The organism is Vibrio sp. Vb2131, from assembly GCF_033338535.1.
Taxonomy (GTDB): Bacteria; Pseudomonadota; Gammaproteobacteria; order Enterobacterales; family Vibrionaceae; genus Vibrio; species Vibrio alginolyticus.
This window is the reverse complement of record NZ_JAWOSW010000010.1, coordinates 125,760-151,570: the sequence shown is the minus strand read 5'-3', so window position 1 is coordinate 151,570 and position 25,811 is coordinate 125,760. Positions and strand designations below refer to the sequence as shown.

General features: G+C 44.0%; 9 protein-coding genes. 2 read left to right on the top strand and 7 right to left on the bottom strand.

The window, feature by feature from the left end; translation table 11 throughout:
• Window positions 1-12: 12 nt before the first annotated feature.
• The 3 genes from R7E38_RS12775 to R7E38_RS12765 form a co-directional block, all read right to left on the bottom strand.
• A complete protein-coding gene (locus tag R7E38_RS12775) occupies window positions 13-495 on the bottom strand; it encodes a hypothetical protein (RefSeq protein ID WP_130546348.1) in 483 nt (160 codons plus the stop codon).
• Between the two features lie 2 nt (window positions 496-497).
• A complete protein-coding gene (tssI, locus tag R7E38_RS12770) occupies window positions 498-2,576 on the bottom strand; it encodes a type VI secretion system tip protein VgrG (RefSeq protein WP_042523523.1) in 2,079 nt (692 codons plus the stop codon).
• Between the two features lie 72 nt (window positions 2,577-2,648).
• Window positions 2,649-3,167, bottom strand: a complete 519-nt coding sequence (locus R7E38_RS12765) for an Hcp family type VI secretion system effector (RefSeq protein WP_005373415.1) — start codon at window positions 3,165-3,167, stop codon at window positions 2,649-2,651.
• Window positions 3,168-3,623: 456 nt separating this feature from the next.
• On the opposite strand from R7E38_RS12765, the gene tssH reads away from it, so the two are divergent.
• Both tssH and R7E38_RS12755 read left to right on the top strand, forming a co-directional pair.
• Entirely contained in the window at window positions 3,624-6,302 is a 2,679-nt protein-coding gene (gene tssH, locus R7E38_RS12760; protein ID WP_226083247.1) for a type VI secretion system ATPase TssH, read from the top strand.
• Complete coding sequence (locus tag R7E38_RS12755) at window positions 6,289-7,920, top strand: sigma-54-dependent Fis family transcriptional regulator (protein ID WP_033906404.1); 1,632 nt, start codon at window positions 6,289-6,291, stop codon at window positions 7,918-7,920. The genes tssH and R7E38_RS12755 overlap by 14 nt, the downstream gene beginning before the upstream one ends.
• A gap of 140 nt (window positions 7,921-8,060) precedes the next feature.
• On the opposite strand, the gene R7E38_RS12750 is transcribed toward R7E38_RS12755, so the two are convergent.
• The 4 genes from R7E38_RS12750 to R7E38_RS12735 form a co-directional block, all read right to left on the bottom strand.
• Window positions 8,061-12,806 carry an OmpA family protein gene (locus tag R7E38_RS12750; RefSeq protein WP_226083248.1) on the bottom strand — a complete coding sequence of 1,582 codons (4,746 nt, stop codon included), beginning with the start codon at window positions 12,804-12,806 and terminating at the stop codon, window positions 8,061-8,063.
• Window positions 12,806-13,885 (bottom strand): hypothetical protein, encoded by a 1,080-nt coding sequence (locus R7E38_RS12745; RefSeq protein ID WP_033906402.1) that lies wholly within the window; start codon window positions 13,883-13,885, stop codon window positions 12,806-12,808. Before R7E38_RS12745 ends, R7E38_RS12750 begins: the two co-directional genes overlap by 1 nt.
• 3 nt (window positions 13,886-13,888) lie before the next feature.
• Window positions 13,889-15,601: a hypothetical protein gene (locus tag R7E38_RS12740; protein WP_226083249.1), complete on the bottom strand. Its 1,713-nt coding sequence runs from the start codon at window positions 15,599-15,601 to the stop codon at window positions 13,889-13,891.
• A gap of 767 nt (window positions 15,602-16,368) precedes the next feature.
• Window positions 16,369-25,752, bottom strand: a complete 9,384-nt coding sequence (locus tag R7E38_RS12735) for a tandem large repeat (RefSeq protein ID WP_226083250.1) — start codon at window positions 25,750-25,752, stop codon at window positions 16,369-16,371.
• Window positions 25,753-25,811 lie beyond the last annotated feature (59 nt).

The window sequence follows — 25,811 nt, the reverse complement described above, 5'->3', positions numbered from 1 at the left end:
AATGCTAGGTAATTAGTTAATTGCGATCGTTCCGCCTTGAATTTTTTGTGCTTTTTCTGCTTGAGAAGTGACGTACTTCGCTTTAGTGGTAATTCGTCCATCGCGCCCGCTATAGCGAGTTTCTGTCTCACCACTTTTGACTACCAACTCTTGTTCTGTCTCGATAACCATCTTCTTCGCTCGCAATACAAACTCATCAGAGTCATCCAGAATGGAGAAGAAAATGTCCGTCACAAGAGGCAAGCTTAAGTCGTCGTTCAAAAACTCAACTCGACAACTTAATCGATTATCGATAGCCATTTGCAGTTCAGAACGACGAAAGCCACGTCCTAATCTCGCAGTGAGTGGCTGCTTAAATGGGTTACCATCAAAATCAACTCGCACACTGCCCATAGACTCATTGATAGCCACTATTCTTCCAAAACGCGAAAAGCAAGCCGTTGATTCGGCTTGCTGCTCTGATATTACTTCTGTTGTAAGAGGTTGTTTTTCCATTGTTAGTTAACCACTACGTTGCCACCTTTCACGACGACTTTGTCACTGCCTTCGATCGTAATAGCCGAGCCTGATAACTTTATTGAACCATCACTGTTCATCACTAAAGAGGAGCCACCCGTTTTCAATACAATCTTGTCGCCACTGATAATTTGCGTTGCACCATCAGCTTTATAAGCGGTGTTCCCTTTCACTGATACCGTTAAGTTGCCACCAATCGTCTGGTTATCATCCGCACCAATATCTGAACTCTTAGACGCACCGATAGTAAGGTTACTGTTTTCGCCAATATCTAAGTCATCATTTTTACCGATCTTAGTCGTACGGTTATCACCAATTTCTAAGTCAGAATTGTTTTTCACATACTGGGCTTCGTTCGCGTTGTATGTGACGGTAACGTCTTGCTCGACTGTCTCGGTAAACGTACTGTTTACTTGTGTCGTTTTATGTCCATGAATGGTTTCTTTATGGTCACCATGAACTTCATTCGTTTGGTGACGTGCAACCTTCAAGAATTCATCTTGACCGATATCACGGTAACGGTTGTTGAGCACCTTGGTCGACATGTCTTTTTGAGCGTGAATATAGACTTCTTCTTGGTTCGCTTCGTCTTCAAAACTCAACTCGTTGTAACCTGTTCCTTTGTGCGTTTGCGTGCGGAACGTGGTACGAGTTTTGTTTTCTGGCAAAGAGTACGGTGGGAAATGCAAACCGTTGTAAACTGCGCCCGTAACTAACGGACGATCTGGGTCCCCCTCAAGGAAAGTCACTACGACTTCATGGCCAATACGCGGCAAATAAACTGCGCCCCATGTTGGCGCCGCCATGGATTGGCTTACACGAATCCAACAGCTTGAATGCTCGTTGTTATCACCGTAGCGATCCCAATGGAACTGTACTTTCACTCGACCAAGCTTGTCGGTGTAAATCTCTTCACCTTCTGGTCCTACAACGACCGCCGTTTGAGGGCCATCCACTACTGGTGCCGCTAGTTTAGGCGCTTTAAACACCACATCACGTGGAATACACGAGAACTGGTTGTAGTAAGTGGTTGGCATACCACTCGCTTCATCTTCATGCACTTGCGGATCTTGACCTGTGTGCATTACAGACAACATGAGGTAATCGCGGTTAATCTCAGAACGCGGGTGGTCACTGACGTTAAAGCTGTAACCAGATGCTAAGCGCATTACGTCACTCGTTGCTTCCACTTGTTGATTATCGACTATGTGTTCCGACATCCACTCCGTGGTTCTCACCTGACCCATCAGCGGGTCAACGTATCGTCCAGGATAATCAAACTGCTTGAGATCTTGGTCTAGCTCGCCAGCCTGTGTCATCTCTTGTGGAATTTTAGGGTGTTCGTAGTTGTAATCTGTGTACGTAACCTGTCCCGTTCTAACGCGGTTAACTAACTCGAGATCAGAGATATGTTCGCGATCGGCAACACCGCCACCATCGGCATGATAAACAATCGGCCCAATGTAAGAAGCATTTAGTGGCGAGCTTATCAAAGGTGCAATCGCGTCATTACTGTCGACAATGACCATCGTATGATTTGAATCGCTATGGTCAAAGTAATACCACATACCGTGTTCAGCCATCATACGCTGCACGAAGTGCAAGTCAGACTCACGGTATTGCAGAACGTATTCTTTTGGAGGATAAGTACCCGACACTTCAAATCGGTAATCGGTGACTGCCCCATCATCGAGTACTTCTGTGATGATGTCTTGCGCTGACTTTTGCTGGAAAATACGACAATCTTGGCGCTGAGATAAGAACCAAGCTTGAGGAACCAAGACTAATTGATAACGAGAAAAACGACGTCCAGTCCCTAAGTAACGCACTTCATTCACCACGCCGTTGAACACGCGCGCAGCCCCAACACCTTGTCCGTAAAGTGTCAATGTTCCTGCTTTACGTATTAACTCATCGAACGAGATATCTGGATCAAGTGAAAGTAATGAGAGATTGATGTGGAAAGGCTTAGATAACTCTTCATGAACATGAAAGCTCTCAACCCGAAATTCATGCCCACATCCAGGCACTTCAAATTTAAATTCTACGTCATTCACCATATCTTTTACCTGATACAAATAATCGAATTAGGGCCAACAATCGTTGGCCCTGAATCTTTACGCGACGAGCAATTAAGCTTCGCGTGGAGCACGCCAGTCGTCGTTACCCGCAGTACCACAGTTTTCGTGAGTTACTTCGATCGCACGGTAAGTGAACTTAAGCACTTCTTCTGTCACGCGGTCAGCTGTTGCTGCGTCTTGACAGTGGTTCATACGAGTTTGGATATCGACAAGTAGCGCATCAATCAATTTGATTGAGTAGTAGTGCTCTTGTTTACCTTGAACTGAAGTACGGTAGAAGCGGATCACACACTCAGGAAGTTTTTCGCCAGATACTAGTGCGTTGAATAGTAGTGGAGATGAGCGATCTTGAACTTTAGTTACAACAAGTGGACGGTGTACACGTTGACCAGTTGGCTGACCACTTTGTGGATCACGTGGAACAGTTAGCACGTGATCAAGTTCTTGTACTAGGAACTCATCAACGTGAGCTTCTTGCCATGTGTTACCTACTGAATCTGCAGAGTAAGTATCTTTAGTAATATGGCCTTGAGTCTCACCTTGGATAGACATATATGCTGGAGTTGGCATCGCTATTTCCTTTTCTAAAATCTGTTTTGTTTAAATCACCAAATCGCTTATCACCGCGACTACTTGGTACAATCAAAGTCCGTGCCAACTTTAAAAATACAATAAAAACAACAACTTAAACAAACAAAGACATTATTCACTAATATCTTGAGTACAATTTATTGGATAAAAAACCAAAAAGTTGGATTAAGATAATAATAAATTGTTCTAACTTTAAAAAGTGAAAATAACCATATAAAACCGTGTAAATAAAGTCATTAAAACTAATAAATCCGACACTTTTACTATCAATTAATTTAGAATGACAACGCCATTAAAATAACCGCAAACATTAATGTCACAATAATCATTAAAAATAACCAACAAACGATAGTCAAAATATCTTGATAAAAAAAGAACGCAATCACTTTTAGTATAATAGCCGCTACCTCTTTTCCTCTAAAGAATAAAATGGCTATGATAAATATAAACCTTTCTTCATTAATTCAGCGTCTACACCCGATTGCAAAAGTAGCATTAGAAGACGCCGCTGCACTTGCAGTCTCTGAAAAAGCAAACGAAGTTCAAATTGAGCATTATTTACTGAGTCTATTAGAAAGACCAAATAGTGATTTTGACGTCTTATTAAGTCATTTTGATTGTTCTGAGAACTTATTAAGACAATCGGTTCGATCCACACTCGACACCAGCGCCAAAGGAAATGGCAGCAAACCTGTTTTTTCTGCGTTATTAATCGAATGGTTACAAGAAAGCTGGCTGGTTTCTTCTTTAGATCTATCCGAAACACAAATCCGCTCTGGTGCCCTACTCCTTACTCTTGTTAGCAACCCTCTCCGTTACGGCCAACATGGTTACGCCTCTATCCTTGAAGCGGTAAACCCTGACAGCCTTAAGCGTAACTTTGCAGAGCTAACAAGCCAATCTATTGAGGCGCAAGTTGCTACTTCAGAGAAAACACAAGCTCGTGAGGATGGCTCAGCACTGAGCAAGTTCACAACAGACTTCACTGGTAAAGCACGCAAAGGCGAAATCGATCCTGTTTTCTGCCGCGACCAAGAAATCCGCCAAATCGTGGACATTCTTGCTCGTCGCCGTAAAAACAACCCTATTGCTGTTGGTGAACCGGGCGTTGGTAAAACCGCAGTAGTAGAAGGCTTGGCACTTAAGATTGTACAAGGTGACGTACCAGACAACCTCAAAGGTGTTGAGCTTTACGGGCTAGATATGGGTCTTCTGCAAGCTGGTGCAAGCGTAAAAGGTGAATTCGAAAAACGCCTAAACGCGGTATTGGATGAAGTGAAAAACTCGCCAACCCCTATCATTCTTTTCATCGATGAAGCACACACCCTTGTTGGCGGTGGTAACCAAGCGGGCGGCAGCGACGCGGCAAACTTGCTAAAACCAGCCCTAGCGCGTGGTGAAGTGAAAACCATCGCCGCAACAACATGGTCGGAATACAAGAAGTACTTCGAGAAAGATCCTGCCCTTGCACGTCGTTTCCAATTGGTGAAACTCGACGAACCGTCTCCTGAGCAAGCAGCATTGATCATTCGTGGTCTGCGCCCAGCATACGAGAAGTCACACAACGTTTACGTGCGTGACGATGCTATCACTGCTGCGGCAGCACTTTCTGCTCGTTACATCTCTGGTCGTCAACTGCCAGACAAAGCGATCGATGTACTAGATACGGCGTGTGCTCGAGTGAACATCAGCCTTAATGCCATTCCTGCTTCTGTTGAGACTCTGCAACAAGAACTTGCAGCTCAACAGCGCGAGCTTGAAGCACTTGAGCGTGATGCTCTGCAGCAAACTGGCGACAAGCACAGCCTTGCTAACATTCCAGACCTAAAACTGGCAATGGAAACAACGAAAGAAGAGCTAGCAGAACAAGAAGCGCAATGGCACAAAGAAAAAGAGCAGATCCAAGAGATGATTGCTCTACGCTCTCGCTTACATGAACTGGTCTTTGGCGAAACAAATGAAGAAGAGCTTGTTGCAGACGAAGATTCAGAACAAGAGCAAGACGTTTCTCCATATACAGAAATGGACGAAGAAGCCGTTCGCATTGCAATTTCGGCCTGCCAAGAGCAGCTAGATGTAATCCGCAATGGCAACCCACTGGTTCACTTTGAAGTGGGCCCAGATGAAGTCAGCCATGTGATCTCGGACTGGACTGGTATTCCAATGGGTAAGATGCTTCAAGACGAAGCAGAAACCACGCTAAAACTGAAAGAAAGCCTAACACAAAGCATCAAAGGCCAAGAATACGCTATCGATGCACTGTCTGAAGGCATTCAAACTGCGAAAGCTGGTCTAGGTAACCCAGACGCACCAACAGGCGTATTCCTGCTGGTTGGCCCAAGTGGCGTGGGTAAAACCGAAACGGCTCGTGCGATCGCTGATCAAATGTTTGGTGGTGAGCGCTTTATGACGACCATTAACATGTCTGAGTTCCAAGAGAAGCACACGGTATCTCGCCTAATCGGTTCACCTCCGGGTTACGTAGGTTACGGTGAAGGCGGCATGCTGACAGAAGCGGTTCGTCAACGTCCATATTCTGTTGTTCTTCTTGATGAAGTGGAAAAAGCCGACCCTGAAGTGTTGAACCTGTTCTACCAAGTGTTCGACAAAGGCACGCTGAACGACGGCGAAGGCCGCACAATCGACTTCAAGAACACGCTGATCATCATGACCAGTAACCTTGCGACGCATGAGATCGAATCTTTGGTTCATCAATCCAAAGACATCGATGCAAACATCATCGCAGAAGCTATTCGCCCTACTTTGAACCAACACTTCAAGCCGGCGCTGTTGGCACGTATGTCAGTACTACCATTTGTTCCGCTGTCTGATGAAGCAATGACAGAAATTATTCACCACAAGCTGAACAAAGTTTCTCAGCGTCTACAGAGCCATCACAAGTTGTCTCTGAGCTACGAAGAAAGCTTGGTTGAGTTCGTACTAGGTAACTGTCGCCTTGCTGAAACGGGCGCGCGTAACATCGACGCGGTCATCAACCGTCAGTTGCTGCCGCAACTATCGACTCAGCTATTAGTGCATGACAAGGATGATTCACATACGCAAATCGAAGTGTCTGTCGATGAGCAAGGAACACTAACCTATGCGTTCAGCTAACCATAGCGAACTTAGTAACGCCCTACTTGCGATCAGTCAGTCTTTGGCTGATCGCAGCCAGCTTACCCAAACGTTGGATGCTGTGTTGACCGCTGCGAGACAAATGACCCTCGCAAAGCACGGCATCATTTACGTTTTGGACCAAACTGGGCAGGCGTTGATTCCAAGTACCGCTCACCATAACGATAAAACGATTGTTTCCCACCCTTGGGAAGCATTACAGTTAGACTCAGCCAGTGAGAACGACCCATTTAACTTTGCCATTCGTAATGGTGAAGTGGTGTTGATTAACGAGTTGTATAAGTACAACGGCTATGACTGCGAAAGCATCTATCAAACTGAGCAGACACTGGGATTAAAAAGCGAGAACTTATTGGCTTGGCCTTTGATTGATAGCGAAAGCAAAACCATTGGACTGTTAGTCTTACTCGATTTAAGTGTTATCGACAATGAAGCTGCATTGACTGAGTTTTGTCGTATGGCCGCGAGTAATATTCGCCAAGCTGTGTGGTTAGAGCAATACGGGCAAGTAATAAAAAATCTCAATGCCGACAATCAAGCCCTAGTGCGCGAGAACACTCAGCTCAAAAAACGTACCCAGAAAGCCTATCAAGGTCCTATTGCAGAGAGCGAAGAAATGCTCAATGTCTTGAATCGTCTTGATAAGGTGCTATCTCTTCCTGTCGACGTTCTGTTGCGTGGTGAAACGGGCGCTGGTAAAGAAGTGATCGCGAAATACATTCACGAAAACTCTAATCGTTCAGAACAGCCTTTGATCGTTCAGAACTGTGCGGCTATTCCAGAGCAGTTATTGGAATCTGAGCTTTTTGGGCATAAGAAAGGTTCATTTACGGGCGCAGACAAAGACAAAGTCGGTTTGTTTGAAGCAGCCAACGGCGGCACGCTTTTCCTAGATGAAATTGGCGATATGCCAATGCTACTGCAGGCAAAGTTACTGCGTGTACTACAAGAACGCAAAGTTCGCCCTATCGGTACCAGCAAAGAGATTGAGGTGGACGTTCGCGTTATCGCGGCAACACACTGTAACCTTATGCAGCAAATCAAAGATGGCGGATTCCGTGCCGACTTGTTCTATCGCTTGAATGTATTCCCGATTACATTGCCGCCCCTGAGAGCCCGTAAGTCGGACATTATTCCCCTTGCCGAACATTTCGTGCAACACACCACCAACACGCTAGGTTTGCCGCAAGCGCCAGGGTTAAGTGCCAACGTACGTAAACAGCTGCTTGCCTACCAATACCCAGGGAACGTGCGTGAGCTTAAGAACATCATTGAGCGCTCGGTGCTACTGTCCGATTTTGAAACCATTACTCACATTGAGTTTGGCGAACAAATCCCAGAAGATGTACCAAGTATCGACATGAAAGCAGCTTCACCTACCCCAGAGCAACCTGCTTACGAGCAGCAAGCACAAGCGGATTTAGAAGACGTTTCAAAGAGCCTTAAGGACGTTGTCAGCCAATACGAGCGCACAGTGATCATCGATTGCTTAAATGCTTGCAATTGGCACACAAAGAAAGCAGCTGAGCAATTGGCACTTCCAATGAGCACACTCAACCATAAAATGAAGAAATACGATATTTCTGCAGCTGGTTAAGCGAGAAGCGAGAAGCGAGAAGCGAGAAGCGAGAAGCGAGAAGCGAGAAGCGAGAAGCGAGAAGCGAGAAGCGAGAAAATCTTACTTCGGTTTGCATTGATAAGAAAAGAAAAACCGCCCGAAGGCGGTTTTTTTATTTGTTATTTTGCCTGTAAAAGAGCGATTTCCGGAGCATTAAGAGAAGACGCTTGTTTCTTTATCCAGTTCTCAACATATCGTTTCTGCTCGTTCTGTACCTCTAGGTTTTTCCAGTGCAAATGATTCGCCTCACTTGTCGGCTTTTCCTTTTCAACCGTTTCTATCCATGGCTTACCCGTCATGAAGTCTTTCACCGCAGGAACTCGAAGCTCAAACTTCGGTAGTTCATAACCTTCACTCGTATCCATTTGTTCAAATGAAGCCAACTCGAGTCTGATAGGTTTTAGATCATTACCATCTAAAACATCACCAAAAGGTCTTAAACCATTAACTAATTTGCCTGTAGGCGACACATAAGAGTAATCAAAACGAACGATATAAAGGTGTTTTTTCTCGCTTGAAGTTAATAAACCGGAGAAATTAGCGTCATTCTGATCAATAAATTGAACGGCGCTTTGCTCCAGACCTGTAAGCTTAGTAGCGTCGCTATCGTCAAGGTCTAGATCAAAAACGGTTCTTGTTTCTATTCCGTGATACCCAGTATTTGACTTCTCGGTAACAAGACGAGAACGAATGTTGACCACTCCAGCATAATGCATCACGTCATGTTTAACTGGACCATCTTTGATCTGCAGTTTCACCCCACATTCAATGGCATTGAGTAACATTGTATCGTAATCGTCACTCGCACGATCATCCCCTAACACCGCAAAACAAAGTGAGAACCGTTGCTCTTTCGACCAATCAAACTTGTTGCTTATCAGTTTATTCGCATTGCTTTCACCCCAAGCAAGGTCACCGTCAATTTCAACACCAGGCAAAATAATAAGGTTGCCATCGATCACCTTCGGTGTAGTGTCTCGGGATGATGCAGACTCACTCATGACAAACTCTTCGATTAAAAAGTCAGTGTCTGTGAGTTTCGTCTTTTCCAATGTTCGACCGTTAAAGTTTTTCGCTTCTTGTGCAGGGCTTTGACCATCGATACCAAAGTTAACTTCAGTAATATCTAGAGTGTAATTTTTATATGTACCCAAGCCCTCTAACTTACCCGCTAGCAAATCATGTCCTCCTAGTGAGAAGACATATTTCATCTGTTCAAAAGCACCAGAGTCTCGAACATATTCAAATACGCTTTGACCTGTAAAGAAGGCTTTCACCTCATCTATGACTTTAACATTTGGACATAACGGCTTGATGCCATGGATTAAAAACTCACCAAATTCATATGTTGGTTCAAATTCAAGACCATGCAATTCCTCAACACGCTTACTCTTAAAGTGTTCTTTAATCGCTTCATCAGGGTCTTCGAATTGAGAAGCATCCATTTTTGTAAACAACACATCAAAGGTTGGCCCATGAGAGTCCAAACCAACAACAGCGGCGCGATAAGCGACCTCCTGTAAAAACAGTGTCTTAGACGAGAAACCATCTTTTAAAACCACCTGTAGTTTCACACGCGTTTGTGGGCGTAGCTTTCGTCCATTCTTCTCAAATATCCATTTGATGTATGGTTCCCATATCCCATCCTCTTGGACCAGCAAGCGACTGAACTCTATATCATCACGCCCAAGTTCTTCTTTGGCTAAATTGAAGTCGTGACAAAATGCCTTTAGACCTTCTCGGATAGAAGCACTTTCTTGCAAGGACTCATCTGATTTTCGGTCCAAAAATAGACGTGTTTGTACAGGGAATCCCGTATTAAATGCACCACCTATCTTTTCACCGTAATTCCATTGTAGCGAGCTATTGATGCCAGAGTTAGAGAACAAACCAGATTTGTTAAAACGGTTTACCCAGTTCAGGGCAAGCGTATTGCCATCATTGACTGGAATTTCCCAGTTATCACTCATGACATACAGCTGAATAAACTCGTCAACTCGATAATCCTCAATGAAATCATCAAAGTCACCCGTAAGGCTCCACTTAGCGCGGAGAAGCGTTAGTAACTCAATCAAAGAATTCAAAGCATAGGAGCGCAACAAAAAGCGCTTCAACAACTCATCATGATTCGCCTGTTTTTTAAGAAAGTCGGCTAAGCCAACGGCATCAATGATCTGAGGTTGAAGATCTTGACTGATCCCCTTATACAATGAGACAAGTTCTTTATTGATACTGCTGAGCGTTTTTAGCATGCTTTTGTTATTGTACTGAGCTTTGATCTCCTTAAACGTCGCATCACCAAAAAGATCACCATAGAAATCAGTTGCAGCGCCCAAAAGATCTGCCCCCACTTTACCGGCAAAATAATAGGCAGCCACTGGTGCGGCAGGCGTCCAGATTGCGACGCTTGCCATTGCGTCAACGGCGGCAAGAATCATCTTATCTTCAGCTTCCTTTGCCGCAAGCTGATGCCCTTCCCAAATTTGATGCGCGCGATTTAATGCCATCGTTCCAGATCGGCTCGGTGGTAGAGAAACCGCGAAGTCAGGGATGATCAACCTTACCTCTACACGTCGGTTCACAGCGATATCCGCATTATCTGATCGGTCGTTAACGTCGGCATAACCGTCGATATCATCGATCAGTTGTGACTTACCCTTAAATTCAATCCACAACCTTGATTCTAGGTTCGCTCGTTCTTCTCCGCTTGTTTTGGCGAGGATGGCCTCTTTAACTACATCCGCACGCATTTTTGATATCTTTAAGTTATTTTCATGCGTTCCTATTGGCCCTGCATGGCCAATAATGGCAACTTGGTAATCAGGGTTTTGGGATAAAAGCTGGCATAATTTTTCACATACTTCTATATAGTCGATATGCAGTACTTGAACTTCGTTCTCAAACTCAGCAGAGTTAAACTTGAAGTTCATTCGAACAACGACCCCTTGACCATCAGCAAAGATCTGAGCATTCCCTTCTTTACCAAGTGCTTCCTGCACCGTTTCTGCTTTTTTTTGCCAATGTTCTGGATTATCAAAGCGACGAACAAACGTTAAAGAAGAAAGATAGTTTTCAGCGTATTTACTTAAAGTTTCTTGCGCTTCTTTCGCATTTTTAATTTGTTCAGAGAACGCCGAATATTGCTCTAACGCTTCCTTGCCACTTGCGATAACTCCAATTGCTGGTAGCGCGCGATTTGTTCCGCTCAAAAAATCACTGCTTAAACGTCCAACGCCACGCATGATTTTTGACTCTGGGCCTGCCGCTTTAAAAGCACGTTTGATATAAGGAATATCGATTACATGCTTTCTAAACACTAACGCTTGTGCTTGTTTCAGCGTTAGCTCTTTACGCGCAAAAACCTTTGCAAGGCTGACGCTCTTTTTAACACCACTGGTGGCGGCAAGTGCCGAATGTAACGCGATACCACTCATCAGAAATGGAGGTAAAGCCCCTGATTCACTGTTTTCCCATAGCGCCTGCCCGATGGTTTTCGCCATATCCGCAGGTGGGCCAAAAAGCTTAGCACCGTCAATGGAGAGAAAATCACTGCTCAACGATTCGTAGGTTTTGTTGATCGCAGCATGCAAAGATAACGGTGCGACGCCCGGCTTTTGCTTAGTTTGATAGGTTAACCCCTTTGTCGCGTAGTCTGAATAAGATGGCAACTGATTAGGAAATTGTTGGATGAGCGCTTCCTCTAAGGTGATCATGTCACCACACACGCACGCCATTTTGCCAATGCCCGCTGTCTCGATAAACGTCAGCTTTTCATGCAGCTCATAAGTATATACATTCTGCTCCACATCAGTTTTAGGGTGTTTCATAAACTGCTTTGTGGCATTGGCCTTCAACACACTTTCAGGTAACTTTTTACGTGTTTCATCGAGTGCTTTCCATTCAGTTTCCCAAAATTGGATGCGCAACAAATAAAAACCATCTTCAACTTGGCTAGGGTCAAGGTTAAACAATGCACTTGGTAAAACGTTTTTTTCACCAACTTCAATTGCCCATCTTGCAACGTTGGTATCGACTACCTTCACATTAATCACTTCTTCTGCGGCGCTCTCTAAATCGCCCGCTTTGAGCTGCTTAACCGGTCTAACTAGCGAAACTTCCGCGCCACGATAAAGATTATCAGTGAACAACACTGCACAACTGTGCGTTCTTGGCACAACGAAACCTTTCAGGGGTTTGTTTCTTTTTTTCTGACGCTCTAACCAATCATTGTAACTTTGTTGTTCTGGCGAAAGGTCACCACCAGCATAGGCAGGAGCAAGTTGGTTTACTGCAATTTCAGTAAGTTGGAACTTCACACCCGTTTGGTTTGTTTTGTTGGTCCCATCATCAATGTACTGGGCAAAATGCTTAATGTTTTCTGCAAGACTTACTAGATTTTTTGCGCCCCCAGTACTTTCTGGATCATTCAGCGGCGCAATCATCTGCGCCAACAAACGCAATGGTGGAAAGCTTAATTCATAGCTTTTCCCTTTGCAGATCCCTTCCGGTCGGTTGCCCAACTTGAGTACTTCGTAATTGTTGACATCACTCGGTACAGAACTTTCAGAGTCGACCTTTTCTCCCGATAAAGGTTGCTTACCCATTGCTTGTGGTGGCTCGCCTAAACCTAACTCGACCAATTTTCCCTCTCTGGTGGTGCCCCACAGTGCGGGTTCACCTCCCGACAAGGCATTGACCATCACTGGAGTCAAAGGTATGGGACGAATCTTACCCTCTAGCTCATTTACTTGAGTGAGATCTGGCTGGGAATGCCAGTCCGGCCACACTTCCACACCATCATCGTTCTTTACGGCACTAAAGAAAGCTCCAAACAGATAGACTTCATTATCAAACGTAAAAGCCATTAGTTCGCCTCCTTAAACCAATTTCCTTGATTTGCGGAGAGGTTATACACAATTGCAGGATCTAACGTGCGCCCATAACCCAATGGAGACCAGCTCCACGCTTGTTTAGTATGGTTTTTCTGCACCGACATCAGCATCGCGTTGTAATTTGTTAGCGAAAAACGATTATTTAAACCGATGGCATATTGCATTGCCCCATCACGCTTAATCTGTTTACCTTTCGCTAGGTCGACGACAAACACATTGTGATAGTTGCGATTAGCCGCCCAGACAATGTCCCCTTCTGGACTTATGGCTTTATAATCCGCTTTTGATTTATTCGTCGCTAAGTCCTTATCCCAAAAAACTGCTTTTGCTTTTTGATTTGTATTTGCATCGTAAATAAGCGCAGCAAAATCATTTACCTGATATCTTTTCCCGTCCTTTATGAAGCCAGTATCACTGATGTAAAGATCGGTCTTTTCCGCCTCACCTTTAGCAATATCCCACTTATAAACCACACGACCAACCTTACCAGTGCGGTAATAAACGTAGCTGCTATCTTCCGCCCATAAAAATCCGGAAGGGCCTTCAATATCATGTGGCAGCTTAATCAGCTTCTGGTTTTTGATATCAAAAAGGTAGTTAGTCAAACCAAAACCGACTGCAACGTAACGATTGTTTGGCGAGCGACTGGTTTTATCAACAGTTATGTCACCATCGCCAAGCCATGGCAAATCGGTCACCAAACGTAAATCGGTGCCATCAGTCTTCATACTCCAAATTTTGGTTCGTCCTTCGTATTCATTATACATAGGGTCTGGCTCATAGCCTGAGTCGTTTGATAAGTTGGCCCAAGTAAACTGAACGCGTGGCAAATCGTAAGAGCTCGCGTCATTTAAGTCTTCCCTTGGCCATTCTTTGGCGCGATGGATAAAGTAACGAGGAAAGTCACGTTGTTGGTATGTCGCAGAGTCAGATTTAAAGATCTCACTTGGCTCCATGGTGTAATAGTTGTGTTCACCAATGTAAGTGCGGCCGTCATCTTTACAACCCGCTATCGATAAAGCAGCAAGCAACAGTAATAGTATTTTCTTCATGGTTTAACCTAGCAATTCTGAAATGGGTACATTTTCTTCTACAACGACAAGACGTTGGCTACCGGTGGAGAGGCTCGAATGAACACCTCGAACAATATCGACGCTCTTGACCTCTTCCGGCGGGAATGCGAACCGAAGCGTCATATAACCATCGTCATCTTTCATTGCTGAACGAAAGTACGATTTGTGAATCCAATCCTGTTCTATGTTACGAAGCCCAAAGAAATCGTCCGGCTGATCTGTCAAAGGCTCGTGAAGGTAACGTATAGAAGGCAATGCGCCTCTTGGAGCCAACTTAAGCCCCGCGATATTGCTCTCTTTGTGTTCGTTGATGACTCCACTGCCGATGCCTGTCGATGCGGTACCGGAAACTGGAATAATATTCTCGCCCGCATTATTAAAGCTTTGGGATGAGGAGTATATTTGCAACTCTGAAAGAGACTTAGCAATTGAAGCAGGATCACTCTCTAGCTCAGACAGTTCCGTGTTTGTCAAAGCCAACTCGGAGTAATGGATATAACATTCTTGTGCTTTTCCCGCGACTTTATATGGCACCCAAATATGCGGTAGAGGAACGCCTTGCGCAATACGCAAACCATCTTTGCCAGCTTTATAAGGGCTTAGCACCGTTTTAACAGTGATAGGATCAATATCTAATTCTGGAAAAACAACATCTACTTCCTCATCTACAAAGCGGAATACCCTAGCACCTTGATCAAGGCTTAGATGTCCCGAATACACTTTCTGACCGGATTGATAAATCTCAAATGCTTCTTCGCCAATATAGTAGTCTGGTACAAGGTTGGCCCCATCAATGTTGACATGTCGTGTTTTCATCGAGGATTCAGGATCATTATTTCTGTAGTACTCTAAATCGACATCAGCAAAGTAGCCTTTTGGTGTAACTTCAACCTCTCGCCAAACTTTGTTATTCCAGATTACATAGAAATAACCTTCTGCAACCAACTCATGTCCATTTGGGCCCTCTAGCATAGGTAGTACAGGCACCAACACGTTATCCCACTCATCCATCTGAGTTTCTTTATCAACGGGTTGCAGGTCTTCGGCGAGTTTAAGCAAGATTGGCTGAGGCTGGTCGGAGCAAGGAATTTTGATATAAAGCGTTTTACCTTCAGCATCGAGATCTTTAAACGTCGCGAGGCTGCGGTGTTTGTTTTCTGTATCAGCCTTGCCTACAGTCACTTTTTCTTTTTGAGCTTCGGTTTTTCCCAACATCAAACATGCCGCGTTGCTAGACCACTGCCCTGCAAACTCGACAACGATTTTTTGATCTGGGCTTGGCTCAGAGGGGACATGCGTGTAACTACGAACTAAAGCAACATCGTCGGTAACCTGCTTGTATCCTGCTTTAAAAGCTTTGCTTTCATTCGAAGCAGGTACAGAGTCAACGAGTGATTTAAGTCTAGGGAAGCTTTGCAGCTGAGAGTCCGTCAATGGCGACCGACGTGCAACGGTAGATAATGACACCCAATTGCCTTTTCCCAATTCGATTCTTACAGCAGCTAGTAATGCGCTGGTCGTTTTTTTGGCAGAGATGGAAATCTTTTGCGCCAATTCTTTAGGGAGGTTTCTAAGGATGTCATCTGAATTTCGCAAACGCGAAAGCTGTCCTATACACTCGTCCGGTGTAAGAACATAAGATAGCTCGTTGGAGGATAGCTTCGAGCTAGGTATAAATTTGCAAACTAAATGCATTTGAATTCTCCACAACCAACATCGTAAATATGGCTGCGGTGACAATTAAGCTGATAAGGCTTACAAGTACGATTTGGTCTGCGTATCCTACTTACTTAGCCATTTATTTTCAACGAGATAGAAAAATCGCCCGAAATCAAAAACACCAAAAAAATGGTGATTTTTACTATTAAAACATGCGACTTGACCACAATAAAAGCCAGTAACATCACCCACTCTGTCAAAATGGTAAAATCTTACTATCTAAAAAAATTTAATTTATGGACTGAAGTTAACAAAAATCGTAGTAACGTGTGCTTCAGGTAAGCACGAGGAAATTCAGAAGTTTATGAGGTGCCCTCCTCAGCAACAAACAACAAATTGACTGTTACTGAGGAAGTTTAAATAAAAAGGTGAGCGCATTACGCACTCACAAAAGTAACTGCTCTGAAGCTTGCTAGGATTAAATTTGCTTCATCGCGAGTTAAAGAGGTGAGGTATTACCCATCGACCTCATGCAGAACACTATACTCAGAGTATAGAAACGAGCGTAAATATATAATATTTAAAAAGATTTTCAACGCGACACATTCACCACAGCTCCTGCCGAGCGACCATCACAATCACGTCATACACACCTAAAAGCAACATTGGCCTAGTTATTATAGTTATTCAGCCTTGTATTAAGACGATTCATTAATTCGAGTAACTTATCAATAAAGGCAATTATTTTGATAAATATCACAAAAAGTCCCAAAGAAATAAAGCGAGCTAAACGCTCGCTTTATTTATGCCGCATTTTTTAAAGTTTTGTTATCACTAAAATATCGGTTGTAAACAGCACCTAAGGAGGCTGTACTTGCGAAACGATCATAGTTAAATGTTGCTTGAGCCTCTTCGGCAGAGGCGGAAAGCTTGTTGGTACCATTTACATAAATCGTCACTACCCCCTCCTTCAGTCCTGAAAGATCTAAATCAGTTGTCCATGAGTCTGAAAGCACGGTAGCCATGCCTGTGGCTTCTGTACCATCAGCGTCGACTGCTTTGATATCTATGAACTCACCATCTTCAAATCGTTCACTGCTACCACTTACTGTCACGCTTTCCACTCCAGTAACATCGTTGATAACGTCTAGGTGTATTGTCGGTGTAATTGGCATGGAGTAAGCCGTGTTCTGACTACCGGTATTTCCTGATAAGTCTTGGTAGTCACGAACAAGCAACGCCACATTGAGCTCTGACGTGCTTGGTACCACCACATCACCAGTCCAAACACTTGGGTCCGCGGTTGCCACTAACGAGGTGATCGTCGTGCCACCTAACTCCGCTGCGGCGGACTGCAGATCTTTATCGAATTCCAGCGTTACCGTCACGCGTTGGCCGATGGCTTGGTGCTCAGGCGTAAACGTCGCGTTAGTCAGAGTTGGCAGAGACTGCGCGAGTGTAAAGCTCTGGCTTTCACTCACTTCAATCCCCGCCGAGTTCATCCCCGTCACCATCACGGTATAAGTGCCGTTGGTTTGGTGACTCATATCAATCGCGTCACTGATCCAAATGCCACCGGCTTGTACCGTTGCGCTGCTGCTTTTCAATACCGTCGCGCCGCCTTGGGCTTTCACTTCAAGACGCAGGGACTGACCATCAAAACGTGTCGACGTACCTTCAAATTGTAGCGTGGCGGCATGCGCTTCATCCACATTACCCACTGGCGTAATAGCTAAAGTTGGCGTGATCGGCATGGAGTAAGCCGTGTTCTGGCTACCGGTATTTCCTGATAAGTCTTGGTAGTCACGAACAAGCAACGCCACATTCAGCTCTGACGTGCTTGGTACCACCACATCACCAGTCCAAACACTTGGGTCCGCGGTTGCCACTAATGAAGTGATCGTCGTACCACCTAACTCTGCTGCGGCGGATTGCAGATCTTTATCGAATTCCAGCGTCACCGTCACGCTTTGGCCGATGGCTTGGTGCTCAGGCGTAAACGTCACGTTAGTCAGCGTTGGCAAAGACTGCGCCAATGTAAAACTCTGGCTTTCACTTACTTCAATGCCCGCTGAGTTCGTCCCCGTCACCATCACGGTATAAGTGCCGTTGGTTTGGTGACTCATATCAATCGCGTCACTGATCCAAATGCCACCGGCTTGTACCGTTGCGCTGCTGCTTTTCAATACCGTCGCGCTGCCTTGGGCTTTCACTTCAAGACGCAGGGACTGACCGTCAAAGCGTGTCGACGTACCTTCAAATTGTAGCGTGGCGGCATGCGTTTCATCCACACTGCCCACTGGCGTAATAGCTAAGGTTGGCGTGATCGGTAATTCGTGAGCGGTGTTATCCTCACCTATGTTGCCAGTCAAATCTTTAAATTGACTAACAACCAAGTCGACACTTAACAGCGCGGTGCTCGGAACTTGTACATCACCAACCCAGACCTTTTTATCTGCCGTTGCTGACAGAGAACTAATGCGATTTCCGCCAAGCGTAGCGGTCGCCTCTTGGAGCTCTTTATCAAACTCAAGCGAGACACTCACGCTTTGCCCCACGCTCTGATGCTCGGGGTTAAATGTCACATTGGTCAGTTTTGGTAAGGTTCCTTCAACCGCGATACTTAAACTGCTTCCTTTTCCAGGAATGGTGTTGATACTTTGGTAGCTATCATCCTCTACCTGTATTGTTATGTTTTTATCTTGCTTTTCTGGACTGATGTAATTAACCGTCCACGTAACGTTGTCTGAAGTGGACCACGTATCTTGCTTTAACGTTCCTGTTGCACCGTTATCACTAGCGACAAGGTGGACATCTGAGATATCAAAGTTAGTAACTTCTTCTGTAAAGTTAAACGTAAGTGTAATCTCTTCACCTCCAAAAAGAGGGGCGCTTGAGGCGGTAGAGATACTTAGCCCGGGAACGGTTGCCGCTTCCACATGCGCGTCAATAGAACTTTCACTCTTGTTATCCACTTTGTCTGTTGCTGCCACCGTGATCGTATGATCGCCTTTCGGTAACAAGTAGCTTATGACATAAGGCCCCGCTTCGGTTGTCGGCTCAGTAATCGCTTGAGGAGCCACTGTGCTACCACCACTCACCGCTTTTGACGTGACGAGATTTAAATTTTTATCTGTAATGTATGCACTAATTTCTAGTTGATACTTATCGTTTGTCGGCACCTTAGAGGTTTGATTAGCACTTAAGCCCGAAATACTTGGAGCGTCATAATCAACAATAGATTCGATAACCTTTCCATCATAACTTTTGCCTAGTAATTCAAAGCTTGTATTCTCTCTTCCAACTGAGTCCGTCACCGTCACCTTAAGGGTATATGACCCTTGGTTATCGACGGCAAAGTTCATCATTCCATTACCACTAGATGAGATAACATCACCTGAGTAACGCAAGGAATCACCGAGGCTTGGAACAAGCTCCACAGAATATTGTGAAGCTTTCACTCTTTCTCCTTCCACCGTAGATACCGTAAACGGCTGGCTTGCCTTGGTTAAAAACAGTTTCCCACCCTGCAAACTCGTAATTCCATCGAAATCAACTGTGACTTTAGGAACACTAATATCAATGACTTTTCTGATATCAGAATACAGTCCGACGCTATCTGTCGCTTTGATGTCTACTGTGATTGAACCACGCCCCTCTAACTGAGATTTCGGTAGTTCAAAGTACGTAGATGAACCGTTCCCATCCTCTACTCTTTCTTCTTGATAGCTTGGGTTTAAAATTGAATAGTTTACTTTTGCCAGGCTGCTACCAGTGTCTGTTATGTCGAAACGAAAACGAACATTATCTGGATTTGTTGGCGATTCAGTTACGATAATCTCATCGCCAACACTTGGAGATGTATTGTCAACTTTAATATCAACGGTCGCTTCACCGACTCTCGACCAAACATCCGTTGCTGTAATCGTCGTCCTGATCGTTTTTCCATCCGCATCGCTAGGAAGTTCACTTGTAAATGTTGAACACTTGTAGGTTGGATCATCTGCACACACCTCTAATTGTGCAAACTTCTCCGGATTATCTTTATAGTTGTAGGATTCCGTTCCAAACCTGGCCATCACATTGTCTAGCCTAGAGTTTTCATACAGCTTAATTCTGAACTTGGCGACAAGCTGCTGACCATTAATGGTTGTGTTTCCAACCGGATCAGTAATTTCAACGACTACCGAACCTTTAGGTAATTCAAGCAATAGATCGTGCTCTGGCGTCAAGTTTCCTGCTAAATCAGATAAGTTCTTGATTTTGTATTCTTGAGTTGTACTCAGGCCATCAATAATATCGGCATAGGATTCAGAATACGTACACTTGATATTTCCAACACCTTTGGCACAAGTCGTTGGTGTATAAGCTTTGTTGCCAAGATTACGAACCAACTTTGGATATTCATCTGAACTTTCGGTATTCACGCCTGATAAAGCATCATTAAAAGAGAGCTCAAATGTGAGCATCTTCTTCTTCAAAGCTTCATCAAACCAAACATCACTTCCTTTAAAACTGTATGAGTTACCATCTACGACTGTCGGTGCATCAATATCCACCATCGAGAAATTGAACTTGTTGATCGTTTCACGCCCATTTGTACCCAAGGTTTTAGTGATCAAAGTAACAGGTGCTTTGGTCATGTTTTGCCCAACATTGACACTACAACTGTAAGGTTCTTGCGATACGTTGATAACACCAGAAGTTGGTTGCTCATTAGTTGGTGGCGCATCTAGAGAGTTGTATTCTTCACGAACCCAACACTCTAACGTTTTGGCTTTGACCGCACTCAATGTAGTAAAGGTGACATCAAGAACACCATCAGATAAGTAATTTTGGAAGTCCAGCGGGCTTTCAACCGTTAGAACCACGCCTTCACGCTGTACGCTAAAGGTTTGGTTTACTTTTCCAACCTTTCGGTCTTTTTCATCAAGGTAACGAACTTTGTTATAAACTTTGATATCAAGTTCATAATTACCATCTTTGGCAATTTGTGTAGAAAGCAACGTTGCAGTCCAAGTGCCATCTGCGGTTTCTGAGAACGTAAAGTTAGTCCCGTTTTGCTCTCCAGAGAATCTATACGTTGAGTCAATTCGATCAACGCCACTATCATCAACAATATCAAGCGTAAGTACGATATTCCCATCTTGATAGATGGTGTTGTTTGTAATTGGCGTTCCATCCGTGTAACTCATCGCCAGCGTCACCTGCGGGATTGAGTTGTACACTTTGACGGTAAAATCTTGCTCATCACTGGTTAAGGTTGTGTTGCCACGAACATCAGACCCTTTTAAACGAATCTTGTGTGTACCCGTACCTAAATCACCAAGGCTCACTTTGAGATCCTCATTGATTTTTGTACCAGGAGAGCCAGGTAATGGTTCCAGATCGCTAAACGTCCAATACTCTAGGCTTTCTCTATTTACGCCATTAATTGAAACATCACCGTTAGCATTTAGGTCTAGCGCCGTTAGGTCAAAGACATAGTTACCTAAGTAGTAGTCATTCGCATTGAAACCACTTAATCCTAATGTTGGCCCATCACGATCAAGAATAACCTTGTGCGTGTTAGAACTAGACTCAAAACCATATATATCGGTTGCTTTTACATACAATGACGTTGTTTTTTCATCTTCAGAAATGTCTATTTTATCTGTGTCACTCTTGATAAGAGACATGACAAACTCTTTAGATGAATCCGTTGGCACAATTGTCTTAATTGGCGAATCTTTACCACTTTGATACAGCGAGACTTGCTCAAGGTCTGAATCGTCTATTACGGATTTAAATCGCACATTGAACTCACGCCCTATGACATAGTTCTCTTTAGACAATGTGTCTTCAACCCAAGGCGTATTTAGGATGATTTCAGGGCCTTTGTTATCGACTTGGAAGGTAAATTTCCCTGTTGTACTAACATTGGCAGGGTAAGCGTTGTCCGTCGCAGTGACGTAAAATTCATTCCATTCATCGTAATCAAATGCTTTTGAAACCAGTTGGACTTTGACGTCAGGCTGTTCACCAACTAGGTATGGTACGTCACACGCCTCTGTTAGAGGGTCACAGCTTTCTAATGTCAGAGCCTGACCAGATCCGCGGCGTAAATCTATTTTTACGTTATTGCCTGAGCTTAACGTCCCCCAATCAATGACAGGTGCCCATTGGTTATTACCACCTAAACGGCTTTGAACCTGCTCACTTTTTACAATAGGAGCTTCAGAGTCGATACGAATATTGAATCTCGGAGCGGTGCTAGTTAACTCTGAAACGGAGTTACCTAAGTTGTCCTCTGCTGCTGCAACAACTAACCAATCTCCATCACCAGGATAAATCGTAGAGCCTTGATTTGAACAAATCTCGCCCGTACATAGTTTGACTTTAAACGCGTCTTTCGAGTTACTTGCAAAGTTTTCTGGTGTGTATGTTACTTTTTCACCGGTTTGCTGGTAGAAAACAAGGCCCCTCGAGGCAAGCTTATCACCAACAATATCCTCAACCTTGAAGGTTAATTCATGAGTATTGTTCGCATTTAAATAAATACCGTTTTCTACACGTTTACCATCGACATCATTGGGTGGAAGGTAACTGGCCTTAGGGAAGTCGTTATCAATAAACACCGATTCTATAAACGGAGATTTACCATTGTAACCATACGCATTGCCATGTGGGTCCATAGCACTGGTCTCCACGGCAAACTCTATAATATCTTTTAGTTCACTAGACTGGGAGTTAAGGGTGAAGAAGTACTCTTTTCGATAAGTATTGCTGCTGTCTGAGTTTTCTACGATGTTGATGTCCAGTGGTATTTCAATATTTGGCTCATTGGCTTGATACCACATCGTGCTAAACTTCGGGCCGTGAGCGTCGGTTCCTACAATACCAGAAGGATCGTCTAGGACAATTTTAGAAACAACCTCGCCAGCGATATAAAGCCTATTACCAACCATCGTCTCTCTACCGCTTTCAATGGTTAATTTTGGCTGCGGAGGCAAGGTATCGATACTGCTACCCTCTGTATCAAAAATGTTCTTACCATTTAAGTCAGGATTAGCCATCGAAATATCATCAGCATAGAGCTGCGCGATATTGGTCTCAATACCGTATTTGCTCGCCATGATTTCATAATAGGATTGCGCCAGATCTTTTCGGTAAGTTTCAGCGCCAAACGTGTAAGAATCGAGCGTAACTTGACTTCCTCCTGCCCCTACACCATTTGCTTTTCCATCGTAGCTAAAATCATCGTAAATAGCAGATGCAAAATCTAATGAGTTATTTCTTGGCATTCTCTCGGCAATACTATCAATTGCTTCAACAAGGAATCGGTGTAGATAGTCATTTGATGGCTTGTCTGGAATCGCTTTAGTCGTAAGCATTTCATTGGTTGCATAAGACACAACCGTTGGGTCAAACCCAAAGAATGAGTTGTTATTCGTACCTGATAACGCGTAGCGCACCTCATCAAGAATTTGAATCGCACGTTCTGAAGTTTTCTCTCCCGCTGTCACTTGATCCCACTGGAAATCAAACAAACCAGTCTGATATGTCGATAGTTCAGTAATATAGTAAGTTTGAGAACCTTTGAGCTTAAAATACACACCAATATTGGCCTTGTTTAAGTCAACCGTTACTTTCTTGGTCCCTGGATCTCTTTTCCATTGGTAATAGTATGGCTCACTACCTTCGATACCAATTAAACGAACACGCATGAAATCATAATTCACTACGTCAGTTGTGGTTTCACAGCTCGCTACGTCAAGAGCCATAGACTGGTCACTTTCCAGTTGCTGGATAGTGGTACAACTTGCAAGTGAAGTGAATTCACCACTTGGGCTCAACCCTTCAAGTTGAGCTCGCGCACCAATAAATGGTGTCACCACTTTTATGGTTGGTAGGTCAAAGCTACTTCTAAAATATACTTCTCTTGGAGTGCTTTCGTTATCAGACTCATCGACGGTTTGAATGACTAACTTTTGACTACTGTTTTCTGATACCGATTTAAAGCTGTCACCCAAAATATCTCTTACAAAAGGAATGTAATAGATGACATCCTCTACTCGCCCATTGCTATCTAACAGCGTTTCGTGCGGAATTTTTGCGATGTAATCGTCATCGGATGCGGTTGTGTCAATAACTTGCTGAAGTGAGTAGTTGTTATCGTTGTTTTGGCTTACGAAGTACTTGACGACGAGCTTAAGCTTATTAGCGTTGGAGCCTAAAACCGTATCGGTGTTTACGTCTGAAACTTTCACACGAACATAAGGGATTTTATTCTCTTTCAATAAATTAGCGTTGAAGTTACTAAAATCTATCCCTTTTAATGAGTTCTGAATCCCTAAACTTGCGTACGCATAATCAATCTTCAGGAAATCGCGGCTTGCTTGAACATTGTCTGGGGTGTACGTATCTTGAGAGTAGATACCATCGTAAGTGGTTCGTTCACCATCTAAACCCACATTTACGTACGTCATTGACGTACCTTCAGGATAGGTTATCGTCTGTGCTGGCGCTTGATCGTCACGACTTACTGCATGCTGCGCAGAGCCCGTATTGCCTTTGCTATCCCTCGCTCGAACCTCAAAGACCGTCGTAGATAGGAATTCATCAGTTGGGTAAGCCTTACTAAACTCACAAGCATTTCCAGACTCTACAGTGACAGGAGAACATGTGACGCCCTCATGTAAGCCATCTTTAAATGAAATACTGACCGAACTAATCTCTTGCGAGCGTTCTTTTACAACGCCTTTCAGAACGTATTCTTTAAGTTGGTTATTAATTGCACTCGCCGATGTAATATCGATAACAGGCGCATCGTTATCCCATTCAAAGTTGATATGAAGACCCGAATGGCTGCCTGGAATTAACTCATTACCCAGTACATCCGCTGTATACAAGACTAACCGTGCTGCTGTTACGTTTGAGAGCCCTGTGGCAGGGTTCATATCCACACTATCGATCTCTTTGGTATTAATGTTAACTTTAACGTTGGTCTCTCGAAGGCCAACTTCAAAATCATCAAATTCAACCGAACAGAATGTGCTTCCAAAATCTTGTATGTCGTTACATTGAAATTCACCAGACCAAGAGCCATTAATCTGATACTGAATAAAGGCGGATACGTCTTCTACACCGATATCATCAACAATTTTTAGATCAACTTTATCGGTGCCTGCAAGTACATCACGGTCAATGCGTGTCACGATAGGCGCTGTGGTATCAATCTCCGTCCCATCTCGCGGTGGAATGATGCCATCTGTACTGCCATATGTACCTAAGTCATTAAGCTTCTTACTAAAGTCGACATAGTCGGCAGCATCAGTACCAGAAATATTGATACTTGGGTCGTTTACCACGATCAAAACGTGCTGAGATAAGTCACGTGTGTAAACGTCGCTGTTTATCTTTTTCTGTCCAAAGCTGAGGGGAGTCACTGCTCCTGAAGTCTTGCTCACTTCAAGACCATCAAGAACACCATCTGCAATAACATCCCGATATTGGATGTCAGCGAAGTGCATCGAAGTGTAGACGTTATCGCTGTTGCCGTATTTTTTTATAAGATCGTAAGAGTAAGACGAGTATGCTGTTAATAAAGCACCGTATTGATGCCCAGCACTAGCAAAACTGCTTTGCCCACCTTTGGTAATATCAATAGGTTTGGTCTCATTTACGTCAAAACCATACATGCTATTGATACTATCCAAAGCGGTTGAAAAGGCACTCTCATCTGTGGCCCCCTGAGAAATTTTGTACTTTGCCAAGCCTGCTGCCAAGTTCGACAGCGGAGTAAGCATTAACTTTTGCTCACTCCCCTCTTTAAAGTTCACAACACCTTCAAATTTAAGTGTCTTCGCATTACTCACAGATACCGTTTCATTTGTAAACGGATCGGTATAACTCCCCTCTTTTGCAACAACAAAAAGAGGCATTGACGACGATTCAAACTCTAGCAGATAGTTACCGAAGGCATCAGACGTCGTGTTAGCCAACTTCCGACCTAAGTTTCCATTTTTGAACTCGAAAACCTCAATCTTGGCGCCATTGACTGGGGCGTCAAACACCATACCGGAAATGCTTCCTTTGCTTCTAGCTGGAGGTGTGTTGTCTCCTCCATCACCACCACCACATGCACTCAATAAAAGAGATGTAAGCGTAAGACCTAATGTTAATTTCAGCGTATTTTTAGCGAACATAGTAATTTGGCAAAATATATTTTCCCGAGATTATATTATTGAAAAATATTTTCTCAACG